Below are 18,232 nucleotides of genomic sequence, written 5' to 3'. Positions count from 1 at the left end.
TCCGGATATTTGTAATATTATATGACAATCTTACCTGATTAAGACATAATAACAATTTCGAATAAGTCAATATCCGGCTTCAACAGGACATCATTCAACCGGCCTGAAAAGCTGATGAATGCTGTAAAAAATGAAAGATAAAAATTATTTCAAGGCTTGATTTAAGAATATTCACTGGTATTATCTACGAATCACATTGAATGCCAGGATTTTCACATGTTGTTATGCAAGAGGCTGAACAGGTGCTATTCTATTAGTGCACCTTTTACGGCGGAGCTACATAAAAAATAAGGAGAGAATATGCAGTTCATTGACCTCAAGAAACAGCAGGAACGTATAAGGGGAAAAATTGTGTCCGGCATTGAAAAGGTTCTGGATAGCGGTCAGTACATTATGGGAGCTGAAATTAAGGAGCTTGAAAGGAAGCTGGCCGAATATACGGGGGCAAAAAATGCAATCGGATGCGCTTCCGGAACCGATGCCCTGTTGATGGCTCTTATGGCTTATGAGGTCGGCCCCGGGGATGCTGTCTTTACAACACCTTTTACATTTGTAGCGACTGCCGAAGTCATCTCGCTTCTTGGCGCCACGCCGGTTTTCGTGGATATTAATAAAGATACTTTCAATATGGATCCAATAAAGCTTGAACAGTCAATCCTCGCAGTTGAAAACGGCGGCAGTCAGGAATATCCCCTTCCCATGGGGGTTGATGGTCTTCTGCCGAAAGGGATAATACCTGTTGACCTTTTCGGGCAGACCGCGGATTATGCAAAAATAAATGAAATAGCAGAAAGACACGGACTTTTTGTTATCGAAGATGCCTGCCAATCGTTCGGTGCCGAATATGAAGGGAGAAAAGCCTGCTCACTTGCCGATATTGCCTGCACGTCTTTCTTTCCTGCAAAGCCTCTCGGATGCTATGGAGATGGGGGTATGGTTTTCACTGATGATGACGAGCTTGCAAAAAAAATGATTTCAATAAGGGTTCATGGTTCGGGTTCGGATAAATATGACAATATCCGCCTTGGCATTAACGGCAGGCTTGACACGATTCAGGCGGCCATACTGCTGGCTAAATTTGAGATATTCCCTGAGGAAATAGAATTGAGGCAGACTGTTGCAGAGAGATACTCCAGGCTTTTGAAGGATAAAGTTACAGTTCCATTTGTTGAAAAAGACTGTAAAAGCGCCTGGGCGCAGTATTCCATCCTTTGCGAAAACCGCGATGAAATGATGGGCAAGCTGAAGTCAGCAGGTGTTCCTACTGCCATATATTATCCTATACCTCTTCATCTTCAGGGCGCCTACAGATATCTAGGCTATGAAAAAGGTTCGTTTCCCGTTTCTGAAGATATTGCGGAACATATATTCAGCATACCGATGCATCCATATCTCACGGAAGAAGAACAGGAAAATATTGCGAGATTATTGAGTGAGGCGTAAGTAGTTAAGGGTGAAGAGAGTTCATCACGATCTTAAAGTATGGCAAGAGTCGATTGAACTTGTTAAAATGATATATGAATTTTCAAAGAATTTTCCTGTTGAAGAAACTCATGGTTTAACAAGTCAGATACGCAGATCGTCTGTTTCAATTCCAAGTAATGCTGTCGAAGGTGCTGCCCGCACTGGAACTAAAGAATTTTTACATTATCTTTCCATGAGCCAAGGTTCTTTAAGTGAGGTTGAAACCCAACTGCTTATTGCTGGCAATTTAGGATACATAAGAAATCCAGATGTCATTTTTGAACAGATTAAAAAAGTTTTTGGCCTCCTCGGGGGCTTAATTAACTCTATACGAGAAAGGAGAACGCAATGACACCTCACCCCTCACCCCTCACCCCTAACTCCTTACACCTCCTTTCTCACATCGCAATTATCGGTGCAGGATACTGGGGCAAAAATCTTGTAAGGAACTACAGTGAATTGGGGGTTTTGAAAACTGTCTGCGACACCAGTGTTCAATATCTTGCCGAACTTCAAAAGCAGTATCGGGGCGTCAGATTCACTAGCAACTTCAGTGAAATACTTGAGGATCAAGAAATAAAGGGTGTTGTTATTTCCGCACCTGCGGCGATGCACTTCTCCCTGGCCAGAGAGGCGCTTCTTTCTGGAAAGGATGTATTTGTCGAAAAGCCCCTTTCTCTTGATCTGAGGGATGCAGAAGAACTTAAAGAAATCGCCCTGAAAAATTCGAGAATCCTTATGGTAGGCCACCTGCTTCAGTACCACCCCTGTTTTATCAGACTTAAGGGGATGATCAGAGATGGACTGCTCGGGCGGATAGACTATGTTTATTCAACAAGGCTCAACTTCGGCAAAATCAGACGGGAGGAGGATATTTTGTGGAGTTTCGCCCCTCATGACATATCAATGATCCTCTCGCTTGCAAATGAAACCCCTGAAGCGGTAATAGCAACCGGCGGATATTATCTTCACAAAAAAATTGCTGATGTAACTACAACGCACCTTGAATTTGCGTCGGGATTAAGGGCTCATGTTTTTGTTTCATGGCTGCACCCTTTCAAAGAGCAGAAGCTTGTAGTTGTCGGTGAAAAAGGTATGGCGGTCTTTAATGATACATTGGCCTGGACAGACAAACTCCTGCTGTATCCTCATAATGTCAAATGGGAAAACGGTATTCCCGTACCTGATAAAAAAGAAGCGATCAAGATTGAAGTGGAAAATGAGGAACCGCTAAGAAAAGAGTGTGAGCATTTCGTATCATGCATTGAGACCAGGAATGAACCGTTAACCGATGGCAATGAAGGGATTGATGTTTTAAGAATTCTGAAAGCTGGACAGCTTTCCCTTGATAATTCCAGCCGGAAGATATTCATCTCTGATCTTAATCAGGCAGAGAAAGCTTATTTTGTACACAATTCAAGCTATATAGATGATGGGGTCGAGATTGGCGAGGGTTCAAAGATCTGGCATTTCAGCCATATACTTAAAGGGACAAAGATAGGAAAGAATTGCAATATAGGCCAGAACGTGGTCATAGGGCCGGATTCCACGATAGGAAACGGATGTAAAATCCAGAACAATGTATCAATTTATAAAGGTGTCACACTGGAAGACGATGTCTTCTGCGGGCCTTCAATGGTCTTTACCAATGTTTATAATCCCAGGGCCCATATTTCAAAGATGAACGAAATGAGACCGACTCTTGTTAAAAAGGGTGTAACAATTGGAGCCAATGCAACGATAGTATGCGGCCATACGATAGGCGAATATGCATTCATAGGTGCGGGTGCGGTTGTAACGAGGGGGGCCTCGGCATATGCCCTTATGGTAGGCAACCCGGCGAAGCAAATCGGCTGGATGTGCCGGTGTGGTGAAAAACTGGATGATGACCTGATTTGCAGCCATTGCGGAAAAGCATATACGGATACACATGCAGAAGGGCTTGCGCTAAAGAAGTAAATTTCCAATATTGTTATATAGCTTATAATTTTCAATAAATTAATTATCGATTCTTTTTAAAAAATGTTGTTGCGATTTTAAGTTTTCAATGGTTAGATGACAGAAGATTGATTGTATTTGAATTGTGATAAGTAAAAATTGCTTGAATGTTTATTTAACAGGGAGGATGTTATGGATTGGCTGCTTACAATAGAACTGGAAGAATCGATAGTTGATAAAATTGACAGGACAGCAAAGAGGCTGGGAAAGAGCAGAATTGAAGTTGCGAATGTAATAGTTAGCCATATCCTTGAAAATCTGATGGCCGAAAAACAAAATGAAGAATTTGACATGAAAATGAATCTGTTTGATGCAAGAATAAAAGACATATCACACTAGTCAGGGCCAGTCTTTCCAAAGTTTGGAAGCGGGAACAAGATAACTTGAAATCACATATTCCTCTGAAAGAGTTCTCTGGAAGAATAAAAATATCTAAAGTAATCTGCCTGATAAAAGATTAACAACAAATCTATATTATTGTATGATTACTTTTAATCATGATGGTTCTATGGGCATGTTTCAAGATATGTACAATTAATAAATATGGAGGATTAAATGGATTCCAGCAAAGGGACAATGGATACACAAGAGAGACTTGATGAAAAAGAAATCGATTTCATGAAGATATTTTTCATGATCAAAAGGCATAAATGGCTCATAATGTCTATTCTTGGCGCATGTATATTAGTAGGCGGTATTTATATCTTGATAAATGCGCACAGTGTTTCTGAGTGCAAGGTGGCCTTGACTTTTTCCGGTATAGACAAGCATGAGTATCCTAATGGCAAAAAATTTGAGATGAGTGATCTGATACCATCGGATGCAGCTGTACAGGCGGCAAATGTTATTCAGAATCCCAAGAAAAGGAGTATTTTCGAAAAAAATCCCAAATCATTTCTTTTTGTTGATCCTTTTGTTCCGGTTGAAGTCCAGGAAAAGGCAATTGAAATGAAAAAGGTGAAAAAAGAAACCCTGTATTACCTGCCCAACCAATATTATATCAGATTTATACAGAAACTCGGCGGCCCTATCAGCGGAAGAGAAAGGAAGCAGATACTCTATAGTCTGGTACAATCATACGAACAACGATTTTATGATGATTATGTGGGAAGACAGCTTCTGACAATTGAATTACCTCAGAATCTCATCAAAAACAGTGATTATATCGATTCATTTGAAGTTCTTAACAACACTGCAGATAATTACATGGGATTTTTAGATAAAAGGATTGAGGTTGCCGGATACTTTCAATCATCAAAGACTGGAAAATCATTTGTTGACCTACAAACAGAGTTGAAAAATCTGAGGGAAATCGAGCTGGTCGGAGTTGATTCTCTGATTTATTATTATCGTCTTTCGAAATACAAAGATTTCCTTCTGACAAGAACACAATACAAGATAAAGAGGATGGAGCAGGCTAGAGAAAAAAAGATGCTGGAAACGGAAATGGTGAATAATCTTCTCAAACAGGTTCTTGAAAAGGATAAAAGTGGTGCAAGTGCAGCGATGTCTCTGGGCACACCGAATACGCAAATCGTTCTCGACGCTGATACGATAGATAAGCTGAACCAGAAAGAGTATCTGAATCTGCTTATCAAGAGATCTCTCGAATCAGGGGTTGAATCACAGAATTTGGGTGTCGATAAAAAGTACCTCCAGGAATATATTGATCTCCTGCAAAAGTCACAGGGAAAAGAAGTAAACGAGGCTTCAGCCAAAGACTTTGTCGAAAAAAGGCTCGAAACTATCAGACTTGAATTGATACGTATTGCAAAGGCTGCCAATGAATTAAATAAGGAATACATGACCTCCAAATATTCAAAAGTGATAATGATAACCGAGGAACCTCACAATCTTGTATCATATGACATCAGTCCGATTGTTATTATGGCGGTTGCAATAATTGCTGGGATTATCATAGCCTTTATCATGGCATACATTCTTGACCTTATATACGAAATGAGAAGAAAAGCCAGTCAGTAATACAGGCTAATAATTCTTCAATGCAGCTGAAAGAAACATGAATATTTGCAGTTAATTTCAGCTGCAAAACGAGCAACTTATTCGAATACTCCATCTGTAAAACAGAAATATTTGATGCCCTTACCAAATGAAGGTTCTGAAATGTCTTTAAAGGCCAGATTAGTTAAGATCAACGATACCTTGAATAAATGCCCGGACTACACAGTAATCGGTATAGTTTTTTTCTTTAGTATACTGGCATTAATTCCCGCCTGGATTAACTATGACATAATCTCGACTGATGGCGTTTATTTTTATATTCCCGTTGTTAAACTGTTTTTAAAGGGAAATTTCCATGAAGCTTTATATGGTAGACTTGAACCACTTTTTCCGCTTCCTTTGTATGAATTCCTTATCTTTATAACGGTCAAGGTTACCGGTTTTTCTCTGGAAACTTCGAGCAGGCTGGTTGCGTCAGGTGCATATGTTATAGGCTCCATCGGAATTTATAAAATTACTAGACAGATTGCTGATAACAAAATCACGGCTTTGATAAGTGTTCTTTTTTATTTGTCACACAGAAAGCTGCTTGAATACTCGGTTGATTGTCTTAAGGAATCTCTTCTTATCTGTTTAATATTATGGGCTAATTTCTTAATTATCAAAGGAATTAATTCTACAGGCAGGAGAAAACTTATTTATTTTGTTTCAGGCATATTTTTATTTTTATCTGGGGCAATGGTAAGGGGTACATCACTCATTTTCCTCGCTGCATGGCTTATAATCTGGATTTTCCATAAAAAGGATAATTTTCTGACAAGGGCACTGGTCTTGATTATACCGGTTTCTATTACAGTATTCCTGATAATTACAATGCCGGATATACCGTTATTTCGTAACAGCCTGAACATACCTCGTTACCTGGGAGGTTTTGGAGCTTCATATTCAAACATTGCAGATTTTATGAATGCCGTTACCAATCTGATAAGTGATTTTATGGCTAAGACCTATTATCTGATTGGCTTTTTCGGCATTATAGGTATTTATTTTTACAGAACCACTCCATATGCAAAACACCTTGCGATTACTCTTCTGATTTATTTTGAAATAGTCCTTGGCATGGGATGGAATAATACAGGCAGGGAATCCATCAGGTACATAATTGCTCCAATCATATACCTGCTGCCGATTGCTTCCTGCGCTGTCGCATCTTCAATAGGATCATCATCAAGGTTTCTCAAGTACCTGGCAATACTGGCTGTTATCTCGGCCCCGTTTTTATGGGCAGGGAAGGCTTTTACCCCTCCCGATGCCGACAGGCTGGCCAGGAAGGAAGCAGGTGTCTGGATACTGTCGAAATGCGGCCCGGAAAAGGATATTATCACAAACCGCAGGAGGATTGCCTTTTATGCAGATGGCTATCCGGCCATCATTGATGTTTATCCGGACCTGAACAAAATGGAAAAGGCAATCGCCTGGGGAAGAGAAACAAGAAATGTAAAACTCAAAGATGTTTTAGAAAAGAAGTCACTCAAGAAAGTTGTGGCAGTGGATTATTTGTCGGATGACTTTGCAAAATCTTGGGTAAACATGCTGGATAATCTGGGAATAAAGCCCGATAAGAAGTTCCGAAGCATATATGTATATTTACCGTCATCAAATATCGAATAGGAAGATACATATTTAACTGATGCGCCAGTCACAACTCATACTTTCCAATGCAGCTATAATGTGGGTGTCCCAGGTTTTCCAGCTGGTTCCCCCGCTGATTATGGTTCCCTATCTGATCGGCACAATCGGGGAAACAGGATATGGGGTCTATGCCTTGGTCTGGTCGCTGACAATGTCTGTCGAACAACTACAAATGTCATTACAACAGGGGGTAGTCAAATATAGTGCTGGCTTTATTGCACAGAAACGTATTGATGAGGTTAATAAAGTAGTTAGTTCAAGTTTCATCTACTCTGTCATTCTTGCAATATTGTCGTGTGCTGGTACTCTAATTGCTGCTAATTTTTATAAGGGATCAGCAGGTCAAATCGGTTCCGCCTTGGTAATAACTGGCATAATTTTTCTGTTCATTATCCCGTTAACGCCGTATATAGCTGTGATCCAATCAAGGCAACGCTATTATGTAGGTGCTATTGCTAGTGCCATATCAAAATATGTCGGCCTGCTCGCAGTAGTGGCTTGGTTCCAAATTGGGAAGCCATCAGTAAGTGCATTGATTGTGATCATGACTGGGACCTTGTTTCTTTCGAAACTTTCTCAAGTGCCTATTGCTTATCATCTGGTACCAGGATTGAAAAATAATCCGCGTTTGTCTAATCGTGAAACCCTTGCATTAATTGTATATTTCGGAGGTATGGTAGTACTGATTAGCCTGTGCCAGATGCTGAATACAACCGGAATTCGATGGTTGATGAATTCGCTTGTATCTACAAGTTTTGTAGCCCATTTGGCGATCATGTTAATGCCCACATCTTTGATGAGCCAGGCCATTAACGCAATGACCATAACGGGAATGCCTGCAACAAGTGCTTATGAGGCTACCGGTAATCAAAAAATGCTCCATGAACTTCTTATACGTGGTATACGCTACACAACAATTTTGGAACTTGTTGGATTAGTTATGGCTTCGCTTCTTATGAAAAATGTATTAAGCCTCTGGGTTGGGAAAGATTATATGTTTCTGTCACCGTATGCTTTGGTGCTTTTTGCCAGTGGGGCTTTTATGCAGAGCACATCCATTTCGCATTTTATGCTCAAGGGTATGGGTAAATTGCGGATTGTTGTACTGATTTATTCTGTTGGTCTTGTCATACTGCCTGCCGTGCTAATTCTTTCCACATTACGTATAATGAGCAATCCATATGTTGCAATAACTATTGGATTATCTGTCGGGCATTTGGCTTGTGGATATCTCAATATATTATTTTGTACGAAAACCATTAATGCAAGCATGAGGGAAGTGATAATGCGTGCTTATATCCAACCGATTGCACTAGCGGCCGTATTCTTCATGATTATTTATGGTATTGTGACCCTAAACTGCATTGATGGTTTTATTGCAAGATCTGTCGTTTCAGTGTTCCTTGTATTTCTGTTCTTAAGTAGTTGTTACACTTTTATTGCAACTGATGTTGAAAAACGGGAGATGAAAACATTTCTTAATATGGTTTTTAAAAAAATTTTCCGAATCCTATGAATACAATTAGGAAATTATGATCAGTACAATAAGTCAATCGTTTCAGTCTCAGGTGGAGTAATGCAAGATTATAAGATTCTTAATGAAGCCAAATCAAGGAAAGAACACAATGAAATATCACAGCTGCATAGCTGATACGGGAAAATATTTAATCAAAGATGATTCTGGCAGGATAAGTCTTTATGAATATTTTGGAGATGCAGTTAAAGCAGCTGGGAAATCTTCAAAAGTTAAACTGAATATAACAGCGTTGACGGAAGTTCCGTCGCACTATGCGTTCGTTGGTGACAAGACAATAATAAATAATATCAGCCGTACTCAATGGTTCAGCAATTATGATCCTGAACATGGTTTTTTTGAAAATGAATTTTCTTTACGTCATGGAAATCGAGAAGCGAATGCCGGGGAAATTGCCAGAGAATTGCATCTCGCCCTTCGTGAAGAGATTTCAGATTACATAAAAAATTCAAGCAGGGTGGGAATTCTTCTTTCCGGCGGCATGGACAGCCGCATTGTTTCCTCTATTTTGAAGGAGATACAGAATGAAAGAAAAAGCTTTGATGTATATGCTTTCTGCTGGGGGAATCCTGAAACCAGAGATCCTGTTTATGCCAAAAGGATAGCCGGATTGTATGGATGGGATTACCAGCATTTTCAAATTACGAGTGACACATTAAAAGAAAATATCGAAGTCTGCGCTGATGAGGGCTGTTTTTACGCACCAAAGCATCTCCATGCCCTGCCTGATGTTACAAAAAGAGTTAGCGAACTTGGAATAGAGTGTCTGCTGGCGGGGAGCTATGGCGACAGTATAGGGCGTGCTGAATACAGCGGGGTCAGGGTCGAGAATCTCACTCCGATAAGAAAGTGTTTCAGGAACTGGTTCAGATTGTTCAATCAGGATTTATATGAGGAATACAGGAAAAGGACAATTTCTGATATCAGTGCATACCATTCTTTGTTTGGCGAATCATCGGAAGCCGCAATAAATGAACTGGATTATCAGCTTCATTACATGCGCAATATGCTGGGCACCTGCATGAATATACTGAACAGGGTCACGGATTTCCATCAGGTATTCACCCGCAACGATATTGTGTCATTGATGTGGTCGTTTGCCAATAAGTGCAGAACGAATGAGGTGTATAAATACCTGCTGGGAGAAGTCGACCCGAAACTTCTGGACATTCCATGGGCCAGAACCGGGATGAAATATCTGGATGACAGCTCAAATCCCGATGACCTGCCGAAATCTTTTCACAACTATTCTGAATGGGTACGAAATGAGCTGTTTTCGCATATCAGGGGTCTGATCTTTAACGGAGAAATAGAAAAAACCGGAATATTCAATATGGATCAGATTCATTTTATAATGATGCAGAACAGAAAATCTAAAATTTTAAATGGAAGAATTGAAGAGATAATCCTCTGGCTCTCCTCTCTGTCGATTTTTTTAAGGAATAATGACTGGGAAATCGATTGTGATAATCCCAGATCTCCCGAGTTTTCTCTTGCAGGGCGTTTCGAGACCATCCTGTATCTCTGGAGTCATAGACTGAGAAATATTAAAATCAGATGATTTATGATTGGTCTTATGAATGATCGATAAACTTTTTTTTGTTGTCCTTGTTCTGAACGCGACTGGCCTTTTTTCGTTTCTGGCGGAAGAGTTTGATGTATCAATCGCTATAGTTACTGGGACACTGCTTGGTCTGAACATTTTCTATCTGATCATCAAGTTGCGCTACTCGATAGCTGTTTTTCGCATGGCCGGAATCGGAATGTTAAACTGGTTTGTTATACTGCTTGTCTGGCCGCTGTTTACCCTGTTGTATGCACAGTCACTGGAAATAAGAGAAATCGGTCTGCAGGTGTATTACTTTACACTCTTTTCTGGTGCAGCAATATATACAATTGCCAATGGCCTTACCTCAATGCGCCGTCTGTTGGCCGTCAGTCTGGTAATTACTATATTCGGTATGGTGTTGAATCTTCTGGCGCCCCAGTACTTCGAGGCGGTATCTTATATAGCCGGTGCAGAAGTTCTGAAGGAAGGCAGGGTGTGCGGGTTCATTCTGCAGCCGAACCAGCTTGCCCTGAGCCTGGATTTCATGTTCATCGCCTGGTTCATGCTGTGGGGCCGCAGAAGAATATGGCTTGAAGCGGCGGCAATTCTTATATTCATGCTATTGATATTGCTGACTGGCTCAAGAACCGGTATGGTAAGTACCGCAATCATAGTCATATTTATCCTTATGCCTGAACGGAATGTAGTGAGCAGAAGATATCTTTTAAAGCTTGGCACACTGATGCTCGCCCTGGTTGCTGGAATTGCTGCAATGAAATTTTACCTTGCACAGATTAATTATACGGATGTTCATGAAGACGATTTGATCAACAGAATGGAACTGATGTTGAATTTCAAGTTGGGCAATGAAGACGATATCAAGAATATAGGAAGTATACAACAGAGGATAGATACTCAGGCTTTTTACTGGTCGCTCTTCAAAGAAAGTCCTTTATTCGGGCATGGTTTTGGAGCTGAAGCCTACTACAAAGAAAGCGGCAACATATTTTTGTCAGCGCACAGTGATGCTCTGAAAAGTGCCATGGAATACGGTTTCTTGTACCCGGCCGTTTTTTGTCTTCTTGTGCTTTTACTTTACAGAAGAAAAAGCCGCAGAGAGATTGAGAGATTTCTCAAAGTAAATTCAATAGGGCAGTTTGTCTCCATAACAGTCCTGCTGTTCTGTATGGGCAGCATTATGGATACACGGACTTTTTATATCATATTGGGGATGTTCTTCGCAGTTGTTTATTGTCCGAGGAGAGTTTTCTGCTATGATGATACCAGTCATATTACCAGAGTATTATCGAGAAGAGAAATTACAGGATATTACAAGAGAAAGCAGCGCAGAATAGTTACAGCTGATTCCGATTTTGATGACAAAAACACTTGCGAACTGGGAATGGAACTATGAAGGTTCTTCAAATTCTGCCTGACCTCTCAGCGGGTGGAGCGGAAGGGTTTGTTACAAATCTCGGGGTAAGCCTTGCTGGATTAGGAGTAGAAGTAAGATTCTTTCTCATGGCCGGAGTTCGAGGGGAAAGAGGCCGGGTATTGTATTCACGCTTGAAAGAGGCCGGGATTGAAGTTGACGGTTCCGAAGAACACAATGTCCGCTCTTTGATGAACATTCTGAATCTGGCAGAATCGATCCGCTCATGGCAGCCCGATATTGTCCAGGCAAACATGTATCAGACTGAAGCGCTGGTCTGCATTTCCAGAATTCTTACATTGGGCAGCGTTTCCTGCTATATCAGGCGGCTTGCTAATACAGAACAGGTGGGTTCCCGCTCAAAAACAATAGTCCGGCTGATGCCTCTATTCTTCAGTAAGACCATCGCCTGCTCAGTTGCAGTAGCCGAAGCTTACAGAAATTTCATTGGGAGGGACTGTGAAAGTGAACTGATAACAATTCCTAATGGTGGGCTTTTGCAGCAGAATACGACAACAAATGAAGAAAGGCGTAACGCCAGAGAAAAATATGGGTTTCCAGATAAAGCTTTTATTGTTGTTCATATTGGGAAGATGCTTGGAACAGGTATAGATAAAGGCCAGAAGGCTCATGATGTATTGATCAAAGCTTTTGCACGGGCATTCAGGGGCAGTCCCAATCATATACTGGCTCTAGTTGGTGATGGACCGCTTCGGTCCGAACTGGAAGCGCTTTCCAGATATCTGGGTATTGCTCAACAGACTTGCTTTTTAGGGCTGCAAACGGAACCATGGCCTGTGCTTCAGGCAGCTGACATATTCTGTTTTCCTTCCCGTTACGAAGGTTTGCCAAATGTATTACCCGAAGCTGCCTCATGCGGATTGCCTGTTCTGGCCTCAGATATTCCAGAGATAAGGAACATATCTCCTGATGACGCATGGCTGCTTAGACCAGTGAATGATGTGGAATCTTTTGCGGATGGGTTATTATATATGCAGAAAAATATTAATATTTATAAACAAAGAGCTGAAAATGTTGCACAAGACTTCAGGAAACAATTTTCGATGCAGCTATGTGCAGAGAATTATATGAATGCATATAATCAGATTTTAAGAAAACATAAAAAAGTAGTTTTTACAAACATGAAAGGTTTAAATGGATAAAATAATTAGTCTGGATATGTTCATATGAGCATTATAGTCGGAGTTGATGCATCCAGGAATCGTTCAGGCGGCGCAAGGACACATCTGATAAACCTTATTACCGAGGGAAAGCCGCATAAACATGGAATTAGGGAAATACATGTCTGGTCATACAAATCATTACTTGATGTTATACCAAACCAGCCATGGTTGATTAAACATAATCCGCCAGAACTGGAACGATCAATTTTTAATCAAATGTGGTGGCAGAGATATAAATTTCCAAGTGAATTAAAAAAAGCCGGATGCTCAATTGTCCTGAATACGGATGCTGGAACAATCAGCAATTTTTATCCGTCAATTACGATGAGCCGTGATATGCTTTCTTACGAGCCGGGTGAAATACAAAGATTTGGATTCAGTAAAGCTGTTTTGAGGTTGATTCTATTAAGGTATATTCAAAACCTTTCTCTAAAAAAATCCAATGGAACCATTTTTTTAACTCAGTATGCAGCCGATGTCATTCAAAGATCCTGTGGTAAGTTATCACGAATTGCTATCATACCTCATGGTGTCGGGGATGAGTTCCGAAATATAAAAGCGCAAATCAGGAAACCAGCGGATAGTAAGAACACACTTCGTATTCTATATGTATCCCATGCCGAATTGTATAAACACCAATGTATTGTAATTCAGGCAATTGAAAGATTACGAATGAATGGATATGACGTTAGTTTATCACTGGTTGGTGTCGGAGTAGGTGCTGTGAAGGTTAAACAAATGATTAAAAATCAGAGAGATAAATCAGACCCAAACCAAGAATGGGTTGAATTAATAGACTTTGTACCTCATTGCGAATTACCGAAAGAAATGGCAAAGGCTGATGTTTTTGTATTTGCATCCAGTTGTGAGAACATGCCGAATACTCTCGTTGAAGCTATGGCAGTTGGTTTGCCAATCGCTTGTTCGAAACGTGGGCCTATGCCCGAGGTATTAAGGGACGGTGGTATCTATTTTGACCCAGAAAACCAAGAATCAATAGCAAACGCTGTAGAAAAACTTGTTGTTGATGAAAGGTTACGTTTAGATCTTGCGTTAAAAGCAAAACATATATCTGAACAATATTTGTGGTCAAGATGTGCTGATGAAACTTTTTCATTTATTTCGGAAACAAATAAAGTCGCTGATAATGATCATAGAAAATTACCAGTCAAATAATTGTATTTTATTCTGTGGCGACACCTTTCTGAAAACTAAAAACGGTGAAGCTCCTTTTACCGGGATAATCAAATACTTTGAGAATAATGTAGTTTGCCTGAATCTTGAAACCGGATTACGTGGAAATTTTCGTAAAGAGAAAAATGTTGTTTTGCTGATTGATGACATGTCCCTACAATGGCTGTCTGATGAAATTAACATACTTTCAATTGTCAACAATCATTGTGCCGACAGCGGAGATCCAAAGCGGCTTGCGAGGGTTCTTGGCGATAGAGGAAAAATAGTTATCGGACCTGATAACCCATCCGTTGCAAATACTACCATAGGAGATATATCTGTAGACTTTTTGTCAGCCTACTTTGCTATACCCAGGCTTCGTATGTCTTATGACGGAGTTCGGGCCGATGTCTTGGAAAATATGTTGCACAATTCCGATGCTGATAGAAGGATTGTCAATCTCCATTGGGGTTATGAACATACTGATGTGCCTGCACCATTTCAAAGAAAACTTGCAAAGAGATTAATAGATGCGGGTGCGGATCTGATTATCGGCCATCACCCACATGTCCCACAGGGTTTCGAAACTTATAAAAGCAAATTCATTTTTTATTCTCTTGGAAATTTTAATTTCTGGCAGTTTGATAAAGAGACAACTTATGACAATCGTTGGGGATATATGGTGATGTATGGTCTGATAAACGGTGACATTGAGCTTATCCCATATATAATTAATGAGAATTTTCAGCCTGTACCTGTGTCACATGAAGAGAGTCAGGAACTTATCTCAAGAGTCAATATCCTAAGCGAGAGGATACACACCACAGATGATGTGCATTGGTTTGCAACTGATTATGCCTATTGGTACAAGCGCGAGTTTAAAGTTTGGAGCCGGCATTGTTTGAAATGTTCATCGCTTTCTTTGTGGCTGAAATATTTGGCATGGTTATTACTTCCAATGAATCTAAGATATTACTTTCATACTGTGCGATTCAAAATATTGAAAATAGGTAAAAAGAAAAAGACTATGGCTGTTGACCCTTGATGAAACTGTAATAAGCGCAATCAGATATTAAATTAAACACCTTGAAAAACTGATATGGATTTGAAATTGAGACTCAAAATTGTTGCTGAATATGTTCCCTATTCGTTGGGGAAATGGACTTCGTATATCCCTTATAAATATCGATTGGGTAGTCAGTACACCGATTTTAGCAACCTTGCACGTCATTATGAACATGCCGGGCCTGAAAAAAGATATACATATATAATAGAGCGGTTGAATCGGATAGTTCAGTATGCCCAAAAAAATATTCCTTTTTATAAAATTCTATATGGGCCTAAACCTATAATGATAAATAATCTGGAAGATTTTGAGCGATTACCGATAATTACAAAATCCCAAGTTCGTGAGTATGTAAGACAATCGACAGGGGCTATGCTTGTCAATACCGGCGGCACATCCGGGGAACCTCTCAGTTTTTATTTAGATCGAAATGCCTGGGCTCGTGAGTGGGCGCATATGCACTATATTTGGGGATTACGAGGTTATAAACATACTGATCTTATGATTACAATGCTCGGGAAAGACCTTGGAGATAAGTTGTATAAGTATAATGCAGTTCATAACGAGATTAAAATAAATCCGTATAAAGATGCCGGAACAAGATTATCGGAAATTAAAAAAATATTTGACAGATACCCCATAAAGTATTTCCAGGGATATCCATCCTCTATCTATAACTTCTTCCGGGAGTTGGAGAATGAATTGGATGATATTGACAAAGAGCTTATTACATCAAAAATAAAGAGTTGTTTTTTCAGTTCTGAATATCCGATTCCATATATGATTAAATATTTAAGGGATGTCTGGTCTTTAAAATACATATCCTGGTACGGTCATAGTGAAATGTGTATACTGGCATATGATAGTGAATGCAACGGAAGATATAAACCATTTGTGACATACGGGTATGCAGAAGATGTAGATGGTGTTCTATGTGGGACGTCTTTTCACAATTTTGATATGCCTCTCATTAGATATGCAACAGGTGATTTGATTGATTCCCAAAAAAATAATTATGGGATTATGGATTATTTTCAGATCAAAGAAGGCAGAGAGGGGGATTTCATTGAAGATCGATTTGGCAGGAAAATACCTTTGACGGCTTTGATATTCGGCCGACATCATGAGATATTCAACATTGCCGATTATGTTCAGATATCCCAAACGAAAAAGGGAGTTGCTACTTTATACATATCTTTCAAAAAGGATATCCCAATAACAAATCAAGAAGTGCTGGGTCTTTTTAATTTGAAAAATGTAAATATTGATTTTGATTATGTAATATTGAAGGAGCCTATTTACTCGAAAAGCGGTAAGTTTAAATTGAAATTAACTGAGAGCGACATTCAAAGTCATACGGGAGTAAAAAATATTTTATGAAAGAATCTTATCAAATATGCACCAACTGCGTCATGGATACTACTGATTCCATGATCACATTTGATCAGGACGGCATGTGTGATCACTGCAATACTTTCTATAAGGAAATCCTGCCGAACTGGCATACTGACGAGAAGGGCAGAGAAGAGCTGGAGAAGATCGTTGAGAGGATCAGGAAAGAAGGCGCCGGAAAAGATTTTGACTGCATTATAGGCATGAGCGGGGGCATCGACAGTTCTTATCTGACATATGTGGCAAAAGAAAAATTCAATCTCAGGCCTCTGGTCTTTCATGTCGATGCTGGATGGAATTCGCAGGTGGCTGTAAACAATATAGAAAAGCTGATCGATAAGCTCGGGCTTGACCTGTACACCGAGGTGATTGACTGGGAGGAAATGAAAGATCTCCAACTGGCCTTTTTTAAATCGGGTGTTGCTCATATCGATACACCGCAGGACCATGCATTCTTCGCAATGATGTACAGATTTGCTGAAAAATATAGGGTCAAATACATATTGACCGGGGCGAACTATTCAACTGAATGCATAAGAAATCCGATCGAATGGATGTATTACCAGTCCGATTCAATTCAACTAAAGGATATTCACAGGAAGTTTGGAACCAGGCCGCTAATAAATTTTCCTTTGACGACGATTCTGCGCCATAAGGTTTATCTGAGATATTTTAAGGGAATCCGGGTGGTGACGCCACTCAATTACATTCCTTATCACAAGATGGATGCCATGAAGCTCCTGGAAGAAAAGTTCGGCTGGCAGGCTTATCCCCAGAAACATTTTGAATCAAGATTCACCAAATTTTATGAAGGTTACTGGCTGTTCAAGAAGTTCGGATATGATACAAGAAGGGTGCAGTATTCCAGTCTGATTCTTACGAATCAGATGACACGGGAAGAGGCCTTGGATAAATTATCGCAGCCACCCTATGATGAGGAGACGATCGGACAGGATTTTGAATATGTGGCGACAAAACTCGGGATAACGGTAAATGAATTGCAGGGCTATATGGATGCGCCCAACAAGTCGTACAAGGATTATAAGTCACAGGAAATGATTTATAGTATCGGGGCAAAAGCAATGAGACTTTTAGGTCTTACTTTGGGCGGCAAGCGTTGATCAAAATTGTAAATTACGGACTGGGTAACATCCAGGCTTTTGCAAATATATATAAGCGATTGAATATCGAATATGCTGTTGCCTCCTCACCGGAAGAGCTGTTGGCCTCAGACCGGATCATTCTTCCCGGGGTCGGTGCCTTTGACTGGGCCATGGCCCTTCTGAATGAATCTGGAATGAGAGATGTCCTTGATGAATTGGTAGTTAAAAAGAACATACCTGTCCTGGGTGTTTGTGTTGGTATGCAGATAATGGCCCGACGCAGTGAAGAAGGTTCCTTGCCAGGGCTGGGCTGGATTGATGCGGAAGTGTGTAAGTTCAGTAAGGAATCAGGAGTCAGAAGTGAGGATAGTGAAAAAATAAAAAGATTAGAAGGGGAGAGAACAAGAGAGGGGAGGCTGTCGTTGCCACATATGGGCTGGAATGATGTTGTTCCTAGAAACGGTGACTGCCTTTTCAATGGTCTCGAGAAGGATGCCCGCTTCTATTTTCTCCATTCATTTTATGTTCATCCTGACAAAGATGATAATATTCTAGCAGAAACTGATTATAACGGTACTTTCTCATGTGCCATCCGTTCCGGAAATATTTTTGGTGTCCAGTTCCATCCTGAAAAGAGCCATCATTGGGGCATCAGGCTTTTGAAGAACTTTGCCGAGATGTAG

15 protein-coding genes are annotated in these 18,232 nt (G+C 40.2%); all 15 read left to right on the top strand.

The window, feature by feature from the left end; genetic code table 11:
• The first annotated feature begins 300 nt into the window (after positions 1 to 300).
• A complete protein-coding gene (locus tag VIS94_12855) occupies positions 301 to 1,443 on the top strand; it encodes a DegT/DnrJ/EryC1/StrS family aminotransferase (protein ID HEY9161958.1) in 1,143 nt (380 codons plus the stop codon).
• 10 nt (positions 1,444 to 1,453) lie between these two features.
• Positions 1,454 to 1,816, top strand: coding sequence for a four helix bundle protein (locus tag VIS94_12850; protein HEY9161957.1), 363 nt, complete (start codon positions 1,454 to 1,456; stop codon positions 1,814 to 1,816).
• Positions 1,813 to 3,423 carry a Gfo/Idh/MocA family oxidoreductase gene (locus tag VIS94_12845; GenBank protein HEY9161956.1) on the top strand — a complete coding sequence of 537 codons (1,611 nt, stop codon included), beginning with the start codon at positions 1,813 to 1,815 and terminating at the stop codon, positions 3,421 to 3,423. Before VIS94_12850 ends, VIS94_12845 begins: the two co-directional genes overlap by 4 nt.
• Positions 3,424 to 3,594: 171 nt before the next feature.
• Positions 3,595 to 3,801, top strand: coding sequence for a hypothetical protein (locus VIS94_12840; protein ID HEY9161955.1), 207 nt, complete (start codon positions 3,595 to 3,597; stop codon positions 3,799 to 3,801).
• Between the two features lie 216 nt (positions 3,802 to 4,017).
• Positions 4,018 to 5,445 carry a hypothetical protein gene (locus VIS94_12835; protein HEY9161954.1) on the top strand — a complete coding sequence of 476 codons (1,428 nt, stop codon included), beginning with the start codon at positions 4,018 to 4,020 and terminating at the stop codon, positions 5,443 to 5,445.
• A gap of 717 nt (positions 5,446 to 6,162) precedes the next feature.
• Complete coding sequence (locus VIS94_12830; GenBank protein ID HEY9161953.1) at positions 6,163 to 7,095, top strand: hypothetical protein; 933 nt, start codon at positions 6,163 to 6,165, stop codon at positions 7,093 to 7,095.
• Positions 7,096 to 7,195: 100 nt separating this feature from the next.
• Positions 7,196 to 8,632 (top strand): hypothetical protein, encoded by a 1,437-nt coding sequence (locus VIS94_12825; protein HEY9161952.1) that lies wholly within the window; start codon positions 7,196 to 7,198, stop codon positions 8,630 to 8,632.
• A 109-nt stretch (positions 8,633 to 8,741) separates the two neighbouring features.
• On the top strand, positions 8,742 to 10,211 hold the full coding sequence (locus VIS94_12820; GenBank protein HEY9161951.1) for an asparagine synthase-related protein: 1,470 nt from the start codon (positions 8,742 to 8,744) through the stop codon (positions 10,209 to 10,211).
• 19 nt (positions 10,212 to 10,230) lie between these two features.
• The gene (locus tag VIS94_12815; GenBank protein HEY9161950.1) at positions 10,231 to 11,613 is read left to right on the top strand and encodes an O-antigen ligase family protein; all 1,383 of its coding nucleotides are present in this window, start codon (positions 10,231 to 10,233) and stop codon (positions 11,611 to 11,613) included.
• Complete coding sequence (locus VIS94_12810) at positions 11,610 to 12,794, top strand: glycosyltransferase (protein HEY9161949.1); 1,185 nt, start codon at positions 11,610 to 11,612, stop codon at positions 12,792 to 12,794. The genes VIS94_12815 and VIS94_12810 overlap by 4 nt, the downstream gene beginning before the upstream one ends.
• A gap of 24 nt (positions 12,795 to 12,818) precedes the next feature.
• Positions 12,819 to 13,991 (top strand): glycosyltransferase, encoded by a 1,173-nt coding sequence (locus tag VIS94_12805; protein ID HEY9161948.1) that lies wholly within the window; start codon positions 12,819 to 12,821, stop codon positions 13,989 to 13,991.
• A complete protein-coding gene (locus tag VIS94_12800) occupies positions 13,963 to 15,033 on the top strand; it encodes a CapA family protein (GenBank protein ID HEY9161947.1) in 1,071 nt (356 codons plus the stop codon). The genes VIS94_12805 and VIS94_12800 overlap by 29 nt, the downstream gene beginning before the upstream one ends.
• 54 nt (positions 15,034 to 15,087) lie before the next feature.
• Positions 15,088 to 16,434, top strand: coding sequence for a CoF synthetase (locus VIS94_12795; protein HEY9161946.1), 1,347 nt, complete (start codon positions 15,088 to 15,090; stop codon positions 16,432 to 16,434).
• A complete protein-coding gene (locus tag VIS94_12790) occupies positions 16,431 to 17,567 on the top strand; it encodes an N-acetyl sugar amidotransferase (protein ID HEY9161945.1) in 1,137 nt (378 codons plus the stop codon). The genes VIS94_12795 and VIS94_12790 overlap by 4 nt, the downstream gene beginning before the upstream one ends.
• The gene (gene hisH / locus VIS94_12785; GenBank protein ID HEY9161944.1) at positions 17,564 to 18,232 is read left to right on the top strand and encodes an imidazole glycerol phosphate synthase subunit HisH; all 669 of its coding nucleotides are present in this window, start codon (positions 17,564 to 17,566) and stop codon (positions 18,230 to 18,232) included. The genes VIS94_12790 and hisH overlap by 4 nt, the downstream gene beginning before the upstream one ends.

It is taken from the genome of Desulfomonilia bacterium, assembly GCA_036567785.1.
Classification (GTDB): domain Bacteria; phylum Desulfobacterota; class Desulfomonilia; order UBA1062; family UBA1062; genus DATCTV01.
The sequence above is the reverse complement of the archived record's forward strand: the minus strand, read 5'-3'. Positions and strand labels throughout refer to the sequence as shown.